The following is a 15,073-nucleotide window of genomic DNA, read 5'->3' on the forward strand; positions in this document are numbered from 1 at the left end:
CACCCGCGCCGTTCGCGGCGCGGTCGATGGGCCCAGTGCCGGTCGGCCTTCGGCGGCCGGTTCCTTCCACCAACGGGGTATGCGCATGAAACTGATCACCGCCATCATCCGGCCATTCAAGCTCGACGAGGTCCGCGAGGCCTTGTCGCAGGCTGGGGTGTCCGGCATCACCGTCACCGAGGTCAAGGGCTTCGGTCGGCAGAAGGGCCACACCGAGTTGTATCGCGGTGCCGAGTACGTCGTCGACTTCCTGCCCAAGATCAAGATCGAGACCGTGGTGACCGACGAGCGTCTGGATGCCGTGGTCGAGGCGATCCAGGGCGCGGCCGGCACTGGCAAGATCGGCGACGGCAAGATCTTCGTCACCGCCATCGAGCAGGTCGTCCGCATCCGTACCGGCGAAATCGGCGCCGATGCGCTCTAACCCCACCTTGGAGCCCTTCATGAAGACAGGTCTGTTCGCCGGGTGGAAGGCCCGGTTCTACGCGGTATGCATGCTGATGCTGGTCAGCGCGATGGCGGTCGGCATTCCCGGCAAGGCGTTCGCCCAGGCCGAAACCACCCCGGCGCCGACGCCGGACGTGGTCACCGAACAACTGACGCCGCCGCCGGCACCGGCCGCCGCGCCGGCCGCAGCCACGCCGGCGCCGGTGGTGGACAAGGGCGACGTCGCCTGGATGCTCACCTCCACGCTGCTGGTGCTGCTGATGGTGGTGCCCGGCCTGGCGCTGTTCTACGGCGGCATGGTCCGCGCCAAGAACGTGCTGTCGGTGCTGATCCAGGTCGGCGTGGTGTTCTCGCTGATCGCGGTGCTGTGGGTGGTGTACGGCTACAGCCTGGCATTCGCCGACGGCGGTCCGTTCATCGGCACGCTGCACAAGGCGCTGCTGGCGGGCGTCGACACCACCACGCTGGCCGACACCTTCTCCAAGGGCTTCAAGCTGCCGGAGTACGTGTTCGTCGCCTTCCAGCTGACCTTCGCCGGCATCACCGGTGCGCTGATCGTCGGCGCCTTCGCCGAGCGGGTGAAGTTCGCCGCGGTGCTGCTGTTCGTGGTCATCTGGTTCACCTTCGGCTACCTGCCGCTGGCGCACATGGTGTGGTCGGCCCCGGGCTTCCTGTTCGGCAAGGGCGCGCTTGACTTCGCCGGCGGCACCGTGGTCCACATCAACGCCGGCGTGGCCGGTCTGGTCGGTTCGTACTTCGTCGGCAAGCGCCTGGGCTTCGGCCACACCGCGCTGAAGCCGCACAACGTGACCCTGACCTTCGTCGGCGCCTCGCTGCTGTGGGTAGGCTGGTTCGGCTTCAACGCCGGCTCGGCGCTGGAAGCCAACGCCACCGCCGCACTGGCCTTCCTCAACACCCTGCTGGCCACCGCCGCGGCGGTGCTGGCCTGGTCGCTGACGGAGAAGGTGATCAAGGGCAAGTCCTCGGCGCTGGGCGTGGCCTCGGGCATGGTCGCCGGCCTGGTCGGCATCACCCCGGCCGCCGGCACCGTGGGGCCGTTCGGTGCCATCGCCATCGGCGTGGCCGCCGGCGTGATCTGCGTGTGGGGCGTGACCGGGCTGAAGAAGCTGCTCAATGCCGACGACACCCTGGACGTGTTCGGCGTGCACGGCGTCGGCGGCATCGTCGGTGCGATCCTCACCGGCGTGTTCACCGACAAGGCGCTGGGCGGCATGGGCTACGCCGAGGGCGTGACCATGGGCCACCAGGTGCTGGTGCAGGCCGAAGGCGTGCTGATCACCGTCGGCTGGATCGGCGTGGTCTCGGTGGTCGGCTTCCTGATCGCCAAGCTGGTGATCGGCCTGCGTGTGTCGGAAGACGCCGAGCGCGAGGGGCTGGACATCACCTCGCATGGCGAATCGGCCTACGAGTCCTGAGCGTCGCCGGCCCGCGACGGCGGTCGCGGGCCTTGTCGCGGTGCGTGGGGCCGGCACTGGTGGCCGGTCCACGCGATCGCGGCCTTCGCCGGCGCTTCCTGGGGGGAAGCGCCGGCCATTCTCAAAAGATCGAGGTATTCCGCGTGGCCATTCGCCTCGCCACACCCCCGGCTTTCCGCAAGATTCCTGGTTGCGTCGTGATGCAAGGCCGGGTGGCACCACCCACTGGTTGGCAGGCGGCCGCGCGCCGTGCCATCCGCAAGGGCAGGGGCCGCGCCATGCGCCGCTCGCCCGTGCCGCCCGCCTGGCTTTGCACTACATTGGTGCAATGGCCATGAATACCACGCCGCCCCCGCTTTCCGCCCTTGGCACCCCGGTGGTCTGGGCCGATACCGACGGCCGCCTGCGCGGCGCCAACCCCGCCTTCGCGCGCTGGCTCGGGGTCAGCGTGCGGCGCCTGCTCGACCAGCCGCTGGCCTCGCTGGAAGTGCAGGGCGACGCGCTGGCCCGGTTCCTGCGCAACGACGAGCGCGACGTGCTGCGCCTGCACCGCATGGCCCTGGCCGTGCCCGGCGAACCCCCGCGCTTCGCCGAGGGGTGGCTGTCGCGGCTGGACGACGGCGGCTGGCTGCTGGAAGCGCACCCGGTCGACGAATTTCCCACGCCGGACCCGGCGCAGGCCCTGCCGAACGCGCTCAGCGCGGCGCTCAAGGGCCTGGCCCACGAACTGCGCAATCCGCTGGCCGGGCTCAAGGGCGCTGCCCAGCTGTTGGCGCGGCGCGCCCAGCACCGCGACGAGGACGAACGCGAGCTGATCGAGCTGATCGGCGCGGAGATCGAGCGCCTCAACAGCCTGCTCGACCAGTTGCTGTCGCCGGCGCCGGCACGCCCGCACGCCATGCTCAACATCCACGCGGTGCTGGAGCGGGTGCTGCGCCTGGCCGAGAACGAAGGCGGCTGGTCGGTGCGCCTGCAACGCGACTACGACCCCAGCATCCCCGAATTCCTCGGCGATGCCGACCGCCTCACCCAGGCGGTGTGGAACCTGGTGCGCAACGCGATCCAGGCCGGCGCCGCGCAGGTCACCCTGCGCACCCGCGTCGAGCACGGCCAGCGCATCCGCGACCGCGTGCACGCGCGCGGCCTGCGCCTGGAGATCGTCGACGACGGCCGCGGCGTGCCTGAGGAACTGGCCGAGCACCTGTTCCTGCCGCTGGTCAGCGGCCGTGCCGAAGGCAGCGGCCTGGGCCTGGCGCTGGCGCAGCAGGTGGCGCGCGAGCATGCCGGCTCGCTGACCTACCGATCCCGCCCCGGCCACACCGTGTTCACCCTGCTGCTGCCGCAGAGCGCAGCGGACACCGATTAGGAGCACCGCGATGACCGACGCCCTGCAAGGAACGCAACGGATCTGGGTGGTCGACGACGACCGTTCGGTGCGTTTCGTGTTGTCCACCGCACTGCGCGACGCCGGCTACAGCGTCGACGGCTTCGACAGCGCCGCCGCCGCGCTGCAGGCGCTGGCGCAGCGGCCCATGCCCGACCTGCTGTTCACCGACGTGCGCATGCCCGGCGACGACGGTCTGGTGCTGCTGGACAAGCTCAAGGCCGCGCACCCGCAACTGCCGGTGATCGTGATGTCGGCCTACACCGACGTGGCCAGCACCGCCGGCGCGTTCCGCGGCGGCGCCCACGAGTTCCTGTCCAAGCCGTTCGACCTGGACGATGCGGTGGCGCTGGCCGCACGCGCGCTGCCCGATCCCGGCAGCGCCATCGCCGCGGCACCGGCAGTGGCCCCGGCCGGGCAGGGCAGCACCGAACTGATCGGCGACACCCCGGCGATGCGCGCGCTGTTCCGCGCCATCGGCCGGCTGGCGCAGGCGCCGCTGTCGGTGCTGATCAACGGCGAGACCGGCACCGGCAAGGAACTGGTGGCGCACGCGCTGCACACCGAGTCGCCGCGCGCGCGCAAGCCGTTCGTGGCGCTCAACACCGCCGCGATCCCGGCCGAACTGCTGGAGAGCGAACTGTTCGGCCACGAGGCCGGCGCCTTCACCGGCGCGCAGCGCCGCCACATCGGCCGCTTCGAGCAGGCCGACGGCGGCACCCTGTTCCTCGACGAGATCGGCGACATGCCGCTGCCGCTGCAGACCCGACTGCTGCGCGTGCTGGCCGAGAACGAATTCTTCCGCGTCGGCGGCCGTGAACTGATCCGCGTCGACGTGCGGGTGATCGCCGCTACCCACCAGGACTTGGAAGCGCTGGTCGAACAGGGCCGCTTCCGCGCCGACCTGTTGCACCGCCTGGACGTGGTGCGGCTGCAGTTGCCGCCGCTGCGCGAGCGCCGCGCCGACGTGCCGCAGCTGGCCGAGAACTTCCTGGCGATGGCCGCGCGCAAGCTCGACACCCCGGCCAAGCGGCTGGCGCCGGCGGCGCTGGACGCCTTGCGCGCCTATCCCTGGCCGGGCAACGTGCGCGAACTGGAGAACGTGTGCTGGCGCCTGGCCGCGCTGGCGCCAGCGGAAATCATCGATGCCGGCGATGTCGAGGCCGCCCTGTTGCGTGGCGGCCGCCGCGAGCGCAGCGGCGACGGCGGCGAGTGGGACACGCAACTGTCGGCCTGGGCGCAGCAGCGCCTGTCCGACGGCGCCGAGGGCCTGCATGCCGAGGCCCGCGAACGCTTCGACAAGGCGCTGCTGGAAGTGGCGCTGCGCTTTACCCAGGGCCGCCGCGCCGAAGCCGCCGCCCGCCTGGGCGTGGGCCGCAACACCGTCACCCGCAAGCTGGGGCCCGGGCGGCGGCGGCGCTGAGGGGCGGGGATTGGGGATTGGGGATTCGCAACGGCGAGGCCCCACGTCCGGGCGGGTGTCGCCCGCTGCATGCGGCGCGTGCTGCGGCATGGTGCACGGGCCATCGCGCCGAACCGCGTGGCGCTACGCTCCTGCGAATCCCCAATCCCCAATCCCGCCCGACTAGACTGCACGCCGTGCGCCTTCATGAGGTCTGCACGGCTGCCCCTCTAGTTTCGCCCTGCCACAGGAGTCGATGTCGATGCGTTATGGATTGCCCCTCGCCGCGAGTGCCTTGTTGATGCTGGCCGCGTGCAGCAGCGCGCCGCCCAAGGCCCCGCCGCCACCGCCGCCGCCCAAGGCCCCGCCGCTGGCCAGCGCCGGCACCGTGCAGCAGGCGCAGGCCGTGCTGGCGCCGGCCTCCGGCAGCCTGGTCAGCGGCAAGCTGTCCCTGGTCGCCGCGCCCGGCGGCGTGCGCATCACCGGCACGCTCGGCGGTCTGCAGCCCAACCGCAGCTTCGCCTTCCATGTGCACGAGCGCGGCGATTGCAGCGCGGCCGACGCCAGCAGCGCCGGCGGCCATTTCAATCCGCTCGGCGCGCCACATGGCCGCGCCGGCAACGGTCCGCACCACGCCGGCGACATGGACAATCTCAACGCCAATGCCGACGGCACCGCGCAGATCGACGTGCTGCTGCACGGCGTGGTGCTCGGCGGCGGTGCGGCCAACGACATCGTCGGCCGCGCGCTGGTCGCGCATGCCGACCCGGACGACTACCGCAGCCAGCCGGCCGGCAACGCCGGCGCGCGCGTGGCGTGCGGCGTGATCCGTCCGCTGCGCTGACCTCGCATCGCTACTTCCGCCCGGGTCCGCCTGGGAGGTCCGTCCGCATTCCGCGGCTCTGCAACGAAGGAGAACCCCATGCGTCGTACCCTTCCCAGTCTGCTGTTCCTGGCCACCACCCTGGCGCTGAGCGCCTGCAAGCGCGAAGAACCCGCCGCCACGCCGGCGGCGACCCCCGAACCTGCCGCCGCCCCGGCCGCGAGCGCGCCGCCGGCAGCCGCTAACGCCACCGGCAGCGCCAGCGCGGCGCTCAGCCCGACCCAGGGCAACGAAGTGGCCGGCGAGGTCAAGTTCACCACCATCGACGGCGCGGTGCACGTCACCGGCACCATCACCGGGCTCAAGCCCAACAGCGAGCACGGCTTCCACATCCACGAGTTCGGCGATTGCAGCGCACCCGACGGCAGCAGCGCCGGCGGCCACTTCAACCCGGCCAAGACCGAGCACGGCCAGGTCGGCAGCGATCCGCACCACGGCGGCGACATGCCCAACCTCAAGGCCGACGCCGAGGGTAAGGCGACCATCGATGCGGCGGTGTCCAACAACGTCAACATCGGCAAGGGCGACGGCTTCGACATCCTCAACCACGCGGTGATCGTCCACGCCGACCCCGACGACTACAAGAGCCAGCCCACCGGCAATGCCGGCGGCCGCCTGGCCTGCGGCGTGATCAAGGGCGACGCGGCGGCCGCGCCGGCGCAGTAAGCGCGCGCTGGATGGCGTTCCCATGGCGGCGTCCGCGTTGCGGGCGCCGCCGTCTTCCGCTTCCTGGATGTGGACGTGCCTGATCGGCGCTGATATCCGGCAAGCGACTTGATCGCGCCAAGTCGCGGCTGGACGCCGCAGAGCAGCGGCGTGTGTCGCGGTCAGTGGTGATGCGCTTCCGCCAGTTGCCGGCGGACCTCCATCAGGGCGAAGCCCAGCAGGTTCTCGCCCTGCCACGTCGTGGGATCGGTCGCGCGCGGGTCGTCTGCCGCCAGGCCGATGCCCCAGATCCGGTCGACCGGACTGGCTTCGACCAGCACCCTGTCGCCGGTTCCGAGCAGGAAGGTTTTCAGTGCTGCATGCTGCCCGAATTTGCCCAGGTTGCCCGCGATGACCAACTGCATGCGGGCGTCGCGCCAAGTGGATTCATCGAAACCCTGGATCTCCCGCCCGATCGCCTTGACCTCGCCCGGGTGCGCTGCGGCCAGAATGCGGGCACAGGCGGCGTGATCGCCGAATAGCCGCGCCTTGCCGGCCATCATGTAATGCTCGGCGGTGGGGTAGGTCACCGAATCGAGCACGAAGGGCGCCTCGAACCATTGGCTGAAACAACTGCGGTCGATGGCGCCGGGCTGTTTCGGCGTATGCCCCCAGAAGTGTACGAACTTGAGGGGTTCGCCCGCCTGCTGACGTGCGCACAGCGCTTCCACGGTCAATACGGTGTGCATGGATGTCCCCGCTGGAAATCAAGCTTGTCTGCGCCGCTGCAACCCCGCGGTGCCTGGACAGTGTGCGGATGCTGCGACACCCCGTTGCGGCCGCCTGTTGCCGCGTCACCCGGCATCGCGTTCTCTCTGCAACGGGCGTCTGCCGGGAGGTTATCGCTGGCCCGCTTGCTCCGGTCGGGCGGTGACACGCCACCGGAGGTGCCGACGCAGCTCAGGCCGCCAGCAATGCCTGCTTGGCGTCCTGCCCGCTCTCGCAATGCACGTACAGCACCGGCAAGCCGTGGGCCTCCAGCACCGCGGCCAGTTGCCGCTGGCGCGCCAGGTACTGCTCGTAGACCCGCTGCAGGCGTTCGCAGTCCTGGCGGTCGTAGGCGTAGTGCGCGCACCAGCTGGCCGGGTCGAACAGCGCCATGCGCACCTCGCCTTCGCGGTAGCGCAGCAGCGGCTCGGGCGGGGACTGCAGCCATTCTTCCTGGTCCGGCGCCAGCAGCGCGGTCTCGATCAGCGGCCACAGCGGCGCCAGGCCCTGGTTGTCGTACTGCATCGACATCATCGCCGCTAGGTCGTTGCCGGTCAGGTAGCGGGCGTGCTCGATCTGCGCGCCGAAGCCCTGCTGTGCCAGCAGCGCGGTGTCCGCTTGCGCCATGCCCTGTGCCAGCAACACGTCCTCCAGCGCTTCGGCCACGGCCTGCACGGTGTCGGCTGGGCCGCTGAGCAGGAACGGCACCACCCGCAACGCGCCGCCGCGCAGGCCGGGGTCGGCCTGGAACGGCAGCGGCACGCTGCCGTCGGCATCGGTGCCAAAGGCCAGCAACCGCGGGCCTTCGGTGCGGCCGGGCGCGCGGGCGGCGAGTTCCTCCAGGCGCCGGTGCAGCGGCCAGCCCGGACGCAGGGCTTCGGCCGGATCGAAATGCGCGCCGGCCAGGCTCAGTTCCAGTTCGCGCACCGCCGGCACCAGTTGCGCCAGGTCGCGGCCGACCTTCTCGGCCAGTTCGGCGGCCTGCGCATGCGGCAGCGCCGGATGCGCCGGTTCGCGCCCGGAGGACAGTTCGAGGGCGATCACCCCGTGGGCGTGGCGGTTGGCGGAGGCTTGGGTCATGGGATTGGCGGTTGGCCCGTCGCGGGCGCATAGCTACACTCGCTTCATTATGCCTGCGCTACCGTGCAGGCCATGTCCCCGACTCCCCTCGCGCGAGGTAATCCCATGCCAGCAGCCCGTCCCGTCGCCATTCTCGGCGGCGTCCGCATTCCGTTTTGCCGGCAGAACACGGCGTATGCGGATGTCGGGAACCTCGGCATGTCGGTGCGCACGCTGGGCGCGCTGGTCGAGCGTTACGGGCTGCACGGGCAGCAGCTGGGCGAAGTGGCGATGGGCGCGGTGATCAAGCATTCCAGCGACTGGAACCTGGGCCGCGAGGCGGCGCTGTCCTCCGGACTGTCGCCGCTGACCCCGGGCATCACCCTGCAGCGCGCCTGCGGCACCAGCCTGGACAGCATCATCACCGTCGCCAACAAGATCGCGCTGGGGCAGATTGAATCGGGCATCGGCGGCGGCTCGGACACCACCTCCGAAGTGCCGATCGTCTACGGCAAGAAGCTGCGCGCGCGGCTGCTGGCGGCCAACCGTGCCAAGAGCACCGGCGACAAGCTGCGCGCCCTGACCCGCGGCTTCAAGTTCGCCGAGCTCAAGCCCGAGTTCCCGGGCGTGGCCGAGCCACGCACCGGCAAGAGCATGGGCGACCACTGCGAGGACATGGCCAAGCAGTGGAACATCTCGCGCGATTCGCAGGACGCCTGGGCGGTGTCCTCGCACCACAAGCTGGCCGCCGCCTACGAGCGCGGCTTCTTCGCCGACCTGATCGCGCCGTTCCGCGGTGTGGAGCGCGACAACATCCTGCGCGCGGATACCTCGCTGGAGAAGCTGGCCACGCTGAAGCCGGCCTTCGACAAGGTCAGCGGCCGCGGCACCCTGACCGCGGCCAACTCGACCCCGCTGACCGACGGCGCCGCCGCGGTGCTGCTGGCCTCGGAAGAATGGGCGCAGGCGCATGGCCATGTGCCGATGGCCTATCTGCGCGATGCGCAGGTGTCGGCGGTGGATTTCGTGCACGGCGAAGGCCTGCTGATGGCGCCGACCGTGGCCGTGCCGGAGATGCTCAAGCGCCATGGCCTGCGCCTGCAGGACTTCGACATCTACGAGATCCACGAGGCCTTCGCCGCACAGGTGCTGTGCACGCTGCGCGCGTGGGAGAGCGAGGACTACTGCCGCACCCGGCTCGGCCTGGACGCGCCGCTGGGGCAGATCGATCCGGCCAAGATCAATCCGGTGGGCTCGTCGCTGGCCACCGGCCATCCGTTCGCCGCGACCGGCGCACGCATCGTCGCCACCGTCGCCAAGCAACTGGTCGAACGCGGCGGTGGCCGCGCGCTGATCTCGATCTGCACCGCCGGCGGCATGGGCGTGGTGGCGATCGTCGAGCGCTGAGCGTCACCCGCGCGCGGGCTCGCGTGCCGGCGCGCGCCGCGCCACCGCCTTCGGTCCTGCCGCGCCGCCCCGGCATTGACCGCGCTGCATCCGCGCTACCATGCCCGCCGATTCGCCTGCGCCACGCGGGCGACACGGCGCGCAGGGGGCGCAGGCCATGACCGAGCAGGGCAGTTTCAATCCGTACCAGGCGCCAAGCGTCGCCAGCCCGTCCAGCCTGCCGCCGCCGTTGCCGGGCGAAACGTTGTGGCGCGATGGCACGGATTTGCTGTGCCTGCGCGATGCGCCGTTTCCGCCGCACTGCGTGAAGTGCGGGGCGGCGCTGCGCAACGACGAACTCAAAAAGCGCACCTTCTACTGGCACGCGCCGGGCTGGTACGCGCTGATCCTGGTGAGCATCCTGGTCTATGCGATCGCGGCGCTGGTCGCTCGCAAGCGCAGCAGCCATGTGCTCGGGATGTGCGCGGAGCATCGGCGTCGGCGCAACCGTTACATCCTGTTGATCGCGGGTGCCTTCCTGGTTGGTCCCCTGCTGGGATTCGCCATCGGCGGTGAGAGCGGGTTCTGGCTGGGAGGCGCGGTGTTTCTGGTCATGCTGATCTGGGGCATGTTCGGCGCGCGCATCCTGGTGCCGCGGCGCATGGACGAGCGTTACGCGCGCTACAAGGGCCTGGCACCCGAGTTCCTGGCGCGCCTGCCGGCGCTGCCGTCGGCTCTGAGACACTGAGTGGACGGACGCGGCCGGCCCAGCTTCGGAGTCGATGACCGGCGAGCGGCTGGCCTCAACACACGACGCGCCCCATGCGTTCTGCTGTGCTCCTGGGGTCTTTGCTGATCGGCCCACGAGCGATGCGCGTGCGCTGCCGCGTCCGGAAGCATCCATGACGCGCTTTCGCCGCGGATCAGCGTGCCCGGCCTGGTCTTGTAGGCTCGGCCATCTCCAACAACACCGGGATGAATCCCGTAGGAGCGGCTTCAGCCGCGACGGGGCGTCCCAAGGAATGCCCCGTCGCGGCTGAAGCCGCTCCTACGGAGCGATCGGACTCAGCCCTCCAGCCGCGGGAACCCGTGCTCGTCGCGATGCTCCGTGCTGCCCGACTCCGGCGCGATCGAGGATACCGGCGCCACCGGCTCCGGCAGCGGCTGGGCCGGCTCGCCACGCTGCACGCGCAGTGCATTGGCGTAGCAGCGCTGCGCCGCGAGCATGTCGCCGGCGTCGGCATAGCCGTCGCCGAAGATCTCCCAGGCCTCGGCGCCGGCGCCGAGCGCCAGCGCACGGTGCAGGAATTCCTCCGCCTGCGGCCACTGCTGCTGGTGCCGGGCCAGGCGCGCCAGGGTCAACAGCAGTGCCGGGCTGTCCGGATGCGCCTGCAGCCAGCGCTGCGCGCTGGCGCGGCGCGAATCGTATTTCTCCACCGGCAGCCGTCCGTACAGCGCGGCCAGGCCTTCGTCCCAGCGCGTGTCCAGCGCCTGCTCCAGGCTGCGCAGCGCCGCATCGTCCCAGCGCAGTGCCGCCGCGCGCACCGCATAGGCGGCGACCACCGCCGGCTCGCTGCGCAGCGACTTGGGCAGGCTTTCCCAGCGTTCGGCCAGGGCATTGGCATCGGTCGCCTGGTCCAGCGACGCCGCGGCCAGCCGCGTCTCCAGCGTGGCGATCGCCTCCAGCGGCAAGGCCTGCTGCTGGCGGATCGCGCCGAGCTGGCCGTAGGCCTCGCCGGCGCGGCCGATACGGGTCAGTGCTTCGGTGCGCAGCAGCAGCCCGCGCGGCGGCAGCGGCTGTGCCGCGGCCACGTCCAGCGCGTTGATCGCATCCACCGGGCGCTGCTGCTCCAGGTGCAGTTCGGCCTGCAGCAGCGCATGCGCGGCGGCATCGCGTTCGGCCAGGCGGCGCAGGTGGCGCTCGGTTGCCTCGCGGTCGCCGCGCGCATCGGCCGCGCGCACCGCGGCGATCATGGCGATGGCGCTGACCTCGGGATCCTCCGCGGCGGCGTTGAGTTGTTTCTCGGCCCGCGTCCACTGGCCGGCATGGGCGGCGGCCAGGCCGTCGAGCAGGCGCGCGCGCGACTGCTTGCGGCGGCGCCGGCCCCAGGCACGGAACGGAAAACTCAGCACGTTCCACACCAGCCACAGCGCCAGGAACGCGATCACCAGCAGCAACGAGGCCTGCGGCAGCGAGGCGATGTAGTCGGTGCCGCCGACGCGCACGATCACCTCGCCCAACTGGCGCACCGGATCCTGCCCCAGCCATTGCGCACCTATCACGCCCAGCGCGATGACGATCAACAGCACGATCAGGGAACGTAGGGATTTCATGACGGGCTCCTTGCGTCGCGCATCGCGCGCAACTGTTGCAGGGTGGTTCCGAGTTCGGGAATGGTCGGGCGCAGATCGGCATTGGCCAGGGTGCGCAGCGCGGCGCGGCGTTCGCGCAGTTGCGGCGACTCCGGCCACAGCCGCGACAGCCAGCGCCCGGCGCCGGCCAGCGCGCTGCGATAACCGCGCGTGTCGCCGCGCTCCAGGGCCGCGCGCGCCAGAGTCAGGTCGAGCTGCAGCGCATCGTGGGCGGCCACGCGTTCCGAGCCGGCGGCCAGGACGCCGCCCTGCGAGGGGCGGATCTTCACCAGCGGCGCCAGCAGGCGCTGCCACAGCGGCTGCTGCGCACTCTCCGGCAATTGCGTCGGCAGCTTGTCCAGGCTGGCGGCGAAGGCATCCAACTGCGCCGCCAGGCGCGCCTGCGGCCCGTCGCCCAGTGCGTCCAGCGCGGTGCGTTCCTGCAGCAGCGCCTGGCGCAGATTGAGGAATTGCGGATCGTCGATACCGTCCAGCACGCTGCTGGCCAGTGCATAGGCGCGGCGCGCACCGACCGCGTCGCCGGTCAGCAGCAGGCGCTGCTGGCCCTGGTTGAGCAGCAGTTCGACCTCGTCCAGGCGCAGTGCCTGCGCGCCGTGGCGGTTGGAGTCGGCCAGCTTGGCGACATTGGCCTCCAGCAGCGCGCTGCGCTGGCTCAGCCCGAGCATTTCGTCGCGCAGCACACGGTTGGTGCTGGCCGCGTCCTGCAGCCGCTGCGCAGTGGCGCGCTGGTCGCGGCGCAGGCTGTCCTGGGCCTGCTGCAAGGCCTGCAGTTGCTGCTGCAGGTCCGACTGCTGGGCCAGTTCGCGCGCGCTGCGCGCCTGCCACCAGTCCCAGCCACGCCAGCCGGCGAACGCCAGCGCGGCAAGCGTGGCGAATACCAGCAGCAACCAGATCCAGCGTGTGGAACGGCGAGGCGTGATCGGGATTTCGTCGGTCATCGGCAGCGTCCTGGAGAGCCGTCGCCCGTCGCGAGCAAGGCGGGGGTCGGCGCGGCACCGCCGAGCATGGCGTGAGCGGCAGTGCGGCCGCAACCCGGGCGCTGGCCCGCGTTCAGCGAGGTGGCGAACGCGTCACGATCGCCACCGCGGCGGCCACCAATTGCTGCGGCATCGGTCCGGCCGCCTGCGCCACGTCGACGAAGCCAAGGTCCGCGGCCAGGGTCGCCAGGCGCGCGCTGGCCGCGACCACCGGACGCGCGCGCCAGGCCTGCGCCAACGCTTCGGGCAGCTGCGCCAGCAGCTGTTGCAGCGCTTCGCCACTGCTCAAGGCCAGCACCCCGGGCGGTGCCGCACGCAGGCGGGCCAGGTCGGCCGGGCGCAACCGCACCGGTTCGCGGACATACACGTCGGCGCGCCGCAGCGGCGTGCCGCGCGCCTGCAGGTGTGCGGCGATCAGGCCGCGCCCGCCGGGGGCGGTGACCAGGCCCACCGGCATCTCGGGCGCAGCCAGCTCCGGCAGCGCCAGCAGCCCGTCGCTGTCCATGCGCGTCGGCGTCGCCACCTCGGCGATGCCGTGTTCGCGCAAGGCGCGCGCCGTGCCTGCGCCCACCGCCAGCCAGCACTGGCCGGGGCGTGCGGTCAGCGGCTGCAGCGCCGCGGCTGCGCGCACCGCCGCCGGGCTGCTGACGATGACCCGCGGCGCATCCAGCGCCGCGGCCAGCGCCGCGCGGGTGGCGGGATCGGCGCGCGGCTGCAGCCGCCATGGCGACACCGCCAGCACCCGCCCGCCGCAGCGCGCCGCGGCGCGCCGCAGCGGCGCGTGCTCGCCCTGCGGGCGCAGCGAGATCAGGGTCCAGGCCGGGGCGGCGGTTGCATGCGCGCTCATGCCAGGCATTATGCGAGCCCCCACCGGCAGCACAATCGCACCATGGCAGCGGATCATTCCTTTGAGGCGTTCCTGCAGCAGTTGCAGCGGCAGTTCCAGGCCATGCCGCCGGTGGCGGCACTGCAGGTCGCCGTGCAGGACTATGCCGAGCAGCGCCTGCAGCTGGTCGCACCGCTGGCGGCCAACCTCAACGACAAGGGCAACGCCTTCGGCGGCAGCCTGGGATCGGTGATGACCCTGGCCGGCTGGGGGCTGGTCAACTGCGAACTGCACCGCGCCGGCCTGCAGGCCGACGTCTATGTCGCCGACAGCCAGGTGCGCTACCTGTCGCCGCTGTACGCCGATCTGCATGCCCAGGCCGCTGCCGACGCGGAGGGCGACTGGGACGTGTTCGTGAACACCTTCCGCCAGCGCGGCCGCGCCCGCATCGGCATCCAGGCCCAGGTCGGTGCGCCTGGCGCGGCCGCGGCGGCGACCTTGAGCGGTCGCTTCGTAGCCATCGCCAAGGGGTAGGATGCGCGGATCGCGCATCCCGCGCGCCGCCACCTGGACGCTGCCATGCCTTCGATGTTCCGCGCGCTCGCGCTGCTGTTGCTGCTGGGCTGGACCGGTGCGGCCGCGGCCGGCAGCGGCGCGCAGCAGCGCAAGCTCGACGACCTGCAGACCGCCTATGCCGCCGCGGTGCGCTGGAGCGAGTTCGAAACCGCCTGGCAGGCGGTGGATCCAACCTACCGCCAGGCGCATCCGCTGACCGACCTGCAATTAGAGCGCTACCGGCAGATCCAGGTCTCCTCCTACAAGGTCGGCGCCGCCGCGGTCGGCGACGGCGAGGCGCTGCGCGAGATCGAGCTGGGCGTGATCAACCGCAATACCCAGGCCGAGCGCATCGTCCGCTACCGCGAGCGTTGGCGCTGGGACCCGGCGGCCAAGACCTGGTGGCTGCAGGACGGCCTGCCGGACCTGTGGAACGGCCAGTAGCGCGGTCGCCGAGCTGTGCGACAATCGGCGCCCGCTTCCCGCCCCTGAGTCCCGTGAACTTCGAAGAACTGCTGGCCTTCGCCGGCCGCAACCCGATGCTGGCCCTGGCCCTGGTGGGCCTCACCATCGCCCTGATCGTCACCGAAGTGGCGCGCCTGTTCCGTGGCTACAAGAGCCTGCGGCCGGCCGAGCTGACCCGCCTGATCAACGCCGGCAACGCGGTGGTGGTCGACCTGTCGGCCTCGGCCGATTTCGAGAAGGGCCACATCGCCGGCAGCCGCAACGCCACCGCCAGCCAGTTCGGCCCCGAGCACAAGCTGGTGGCCAACGCCAAGGCGCAGCCGGTGGTGCTGGTCTGCCGCACCGGCACCACCGCCGACGGCGCCGCCAAGCAGTTGAAGAAGGCCGGCTTCGAGCAGGTCTTCGTGCTGGAGGGCGGCATCGCCGCCTGGCAGCAGGCCGAGCTGCCGCTGGTCAAGGGCCGCTGA

At 71.5% G+C, this 15,073-nt stretch carries 16 protein-coding genes; 11 read left to right on the top strand and 5 right to left on the bottom strand.

What is annotated here, in order from left to right; all coding sequences use genetic code 11:
- The first annotated feature begins 85 nt into the window (after positions 1-85).
- From AC1PK7_RS00975 to AC1PK7_RS01000, 6 genes are all read left to right on the top strand, one after another.
- Positions 86-424: a P-II family nitrogen regulator gene (locus AC1PK7_RS00975; protein WP_010341076.1), complete on the top strand. Its 339-nt coding sequence runs from the start codon at positions 86-88 to the stop codon at positions 422-424.
- 19 nt (positions 425-443) lie between these two features.
- Complete coding sequence (gene amt, locus AC1PK7_RS00980) at positions 444-1,883, top strand: ammonium transporter (protein ID WP_481099561.1); 1,440 nt, start codon at positions 444-446, stop codon at positions 1,881-1,883.
- A gap of 328 nt (positions 1,884-2,211) precedes the next feature.
- Positions 2,212-3,249, top strand: a complete 1,038-nt coding sequence (locus AC1PK7_RS00985; protein ID WP_481099562.1) for a two-component system sensor histidine kinase NtrB — start codon at positions 2,212-2,214, stop codon at positions 3,247-3,249.
- A 10-nt stretch (positions 3,250-3,259) separates the two neighbouring features.
- Positions 3,260-4,690 carry a nitrogen regulation protein NR(I) gene (gene ntrC / locus AC1PK7_RS00990; RefSeq protein WP_481099563.1) on the top strand — a complete coding sequence of 477 codons (1,431 nt, stop codon included), beginning with the start codon at positions 3,260-3,262 and terminating at the stop codon, positions 4,688-4,690.
- A 241-nt stretch (positions 4,691-4,931) separates the two neighbouring features.
- On the top strand, positions 4,932-5,513 hold the full coding sequence (locus AC1PK7_RS00995) for a superoxide dismutase family protein (RefSeq protein ID WP_481099564.1): 582 nt from the start codon (positions 4,932-4,934) through the stop codon (positions 5,511-5,513).
- A gap of 78 nt (positions 5,514-5,591) precedes the next feature.
- Positions 5,592-6,218, top strand: a complete 627-nt coding sequence (locus tag AC1PK7_RS01000) for a superoxide dismutase family protein (protein ID WP_481099565.1) — start codon at positions 5,592-5,594, stop codon at positions 6,216-6,218.
- A 161-nt stretch (positions 6,219-6,379) separates the two neighbouring features.
- Here the strand turns inward: AC1PK7_RS01000 and AC1PK7_RS01005 are convergent, their stop codons facing one another.
- Positions 6,380-6,946 (bottom strand): NADAR family protein, encoded by a 567-nt coding sequence (locus AC1PK7_RS01005; protein ID WP_481099566.1) that lies wholly within the window; start codon positions 6,944-6,946, stop codon positions 6,380-6,382.
- A 211-nt stretch (positions 6,947-7,157) separates the two neighbouring features.
- Positions 7,158-8,045, bottom strand: coding sequence for a hypothetical protein (locus AC1PK7_RS01010; protein ID WP_481099567.1), 888 nt, complete (start codon positions 8,043-8,045; stop codon positions 7,158-7,160).
- 105 nt (positions 8,046-8,150) lie between these two features.
- On the opposite strand from AC1PK7_RS01010, the gene AC1PK7_RS01015 reads away from it, so the two are divergent.
- Entirely contained in the window at positions 8,151-9,431 is a 1,281-nt protein-coding gene (locus AC1PK7_RS01015) for an acetyl-CoA C-acetyltransferase (protein WP_026143786.1), read from the top strand.
- 157 nt (positions 9,432-9,588) lie between these two features.
- Positions 9,589-10,158, top strand: coding sequence for a hypothetical protein (locus tag AC1PK7_RS01020; RefSeq protein WP_481099568.1), 570 nt, complete (start codon positions 9,589-9,591; stop codon positions 10,156-10,158).
- A 317-nt stretch (positions 10,159-10,475) separates the two neighbouring features.
- Here the strand turns inward: AC1PK7_RS01020 and AC1PK7_RS01025 are convergent, their stop codons facing one another.
- The 3 genes from AC1PK7_RS01025 to AC1PK7_RS01035 all read right to left on the bottom strand — a co-directional run bounded on the left by AC1PK7_RS01025 (position 10,476) and on the right by AC1PK7_RS01035 (position 13,607).
- Positions 10,476-11,744 carry a heme biosynthesis HemY N-terminal domain-containing protein gene (locus tag AC1PK7_RS01025; RefSeq protein ID WP_481099569.1) on the bottom strand — a complete coding sequence of 423 codons (1,269 nt, stop codon included), beginning with the start codon at positions 11,742-11,744 and terminating at the stop codon, positions 10,476-10,478.
- The gene (locus AC1PK7_RS01030; RefSeq protein ID WP_481099570.1) at positions 11,741-12,721 is read right to left on the bottom strand and encodes a uroporphyrinogen-III C-methyltransferase; all 981 of its coding nucleotides are present in this window, start codon (positions 12,719-12,721) and stop codon (positions 11,741-11,743) included. The genes AC1PK7_RS01025 and AC1PK7_RS01030 overlap by 4 nt, the downstream gene beginning before the upstream one ends.
- 112 nt (positions 12,722-12,833) lie before the next feature.
- Positions 12,834-13,607, bottom strand: coding sequence for a uroporphyrinogen-III synthase (locus AC1PK7_RS01035; RefSeq protein ID WP_481099571.1), 774 nt, complete (start codon positions 13,605-13,607; stop codon positions 12,834-12,836).
- Positions 13,608-13,649: 42 nt separating this feature from the next.
- Here AC1PK7_RS01035 and AC1PK7_RS01040 point away from each other — a divergent pair, with 42 nt between their 5' ends.
- The 3 genes from AC1PK7_RS01040 to AC1PK7_RS01050 are packed head-to-tail and all read left to right on the top strand — an operon-like array spanning position 13,650 to position 15,073.
- Entirely contained in the window at positions 13,650-14,120 is a 471-nt protein-coding gene (locus tag AC1PK7_RS01040; RefSeq protein WP_481099572.1) for a YiiD C-terminal domain-containing protein, read from the top strand.
- A 45-nt stretch (positions 14,121-14,165) separates the two neighbouring features.
- Positions 14,166-14,585, top strand: coding sequence for a hypothetical protein (locus tag AC1PK7_RS01045; RefSeq protein ID WP_481099573.1), 420 nt, complete (start codon positions 14,166-14,168; stop codon positions 14,583-14,585).
- Between the two features lie 53 nt (positions 14,586-14,638).
- Positions 14,639-15,073: a rhodanese-like domain-containing protein gene (locus AC1PK7_RS01050; protein ID WP_420008541.1), complete on the top strand. Its 435-nt coding sequence runs from the start codon at positions 14,639-14,641 to the stop codon at positions 15,071-15,073.

This window comes from Xanthomonas sp. NCPPB 3174 (assembly GCF_056725205.1).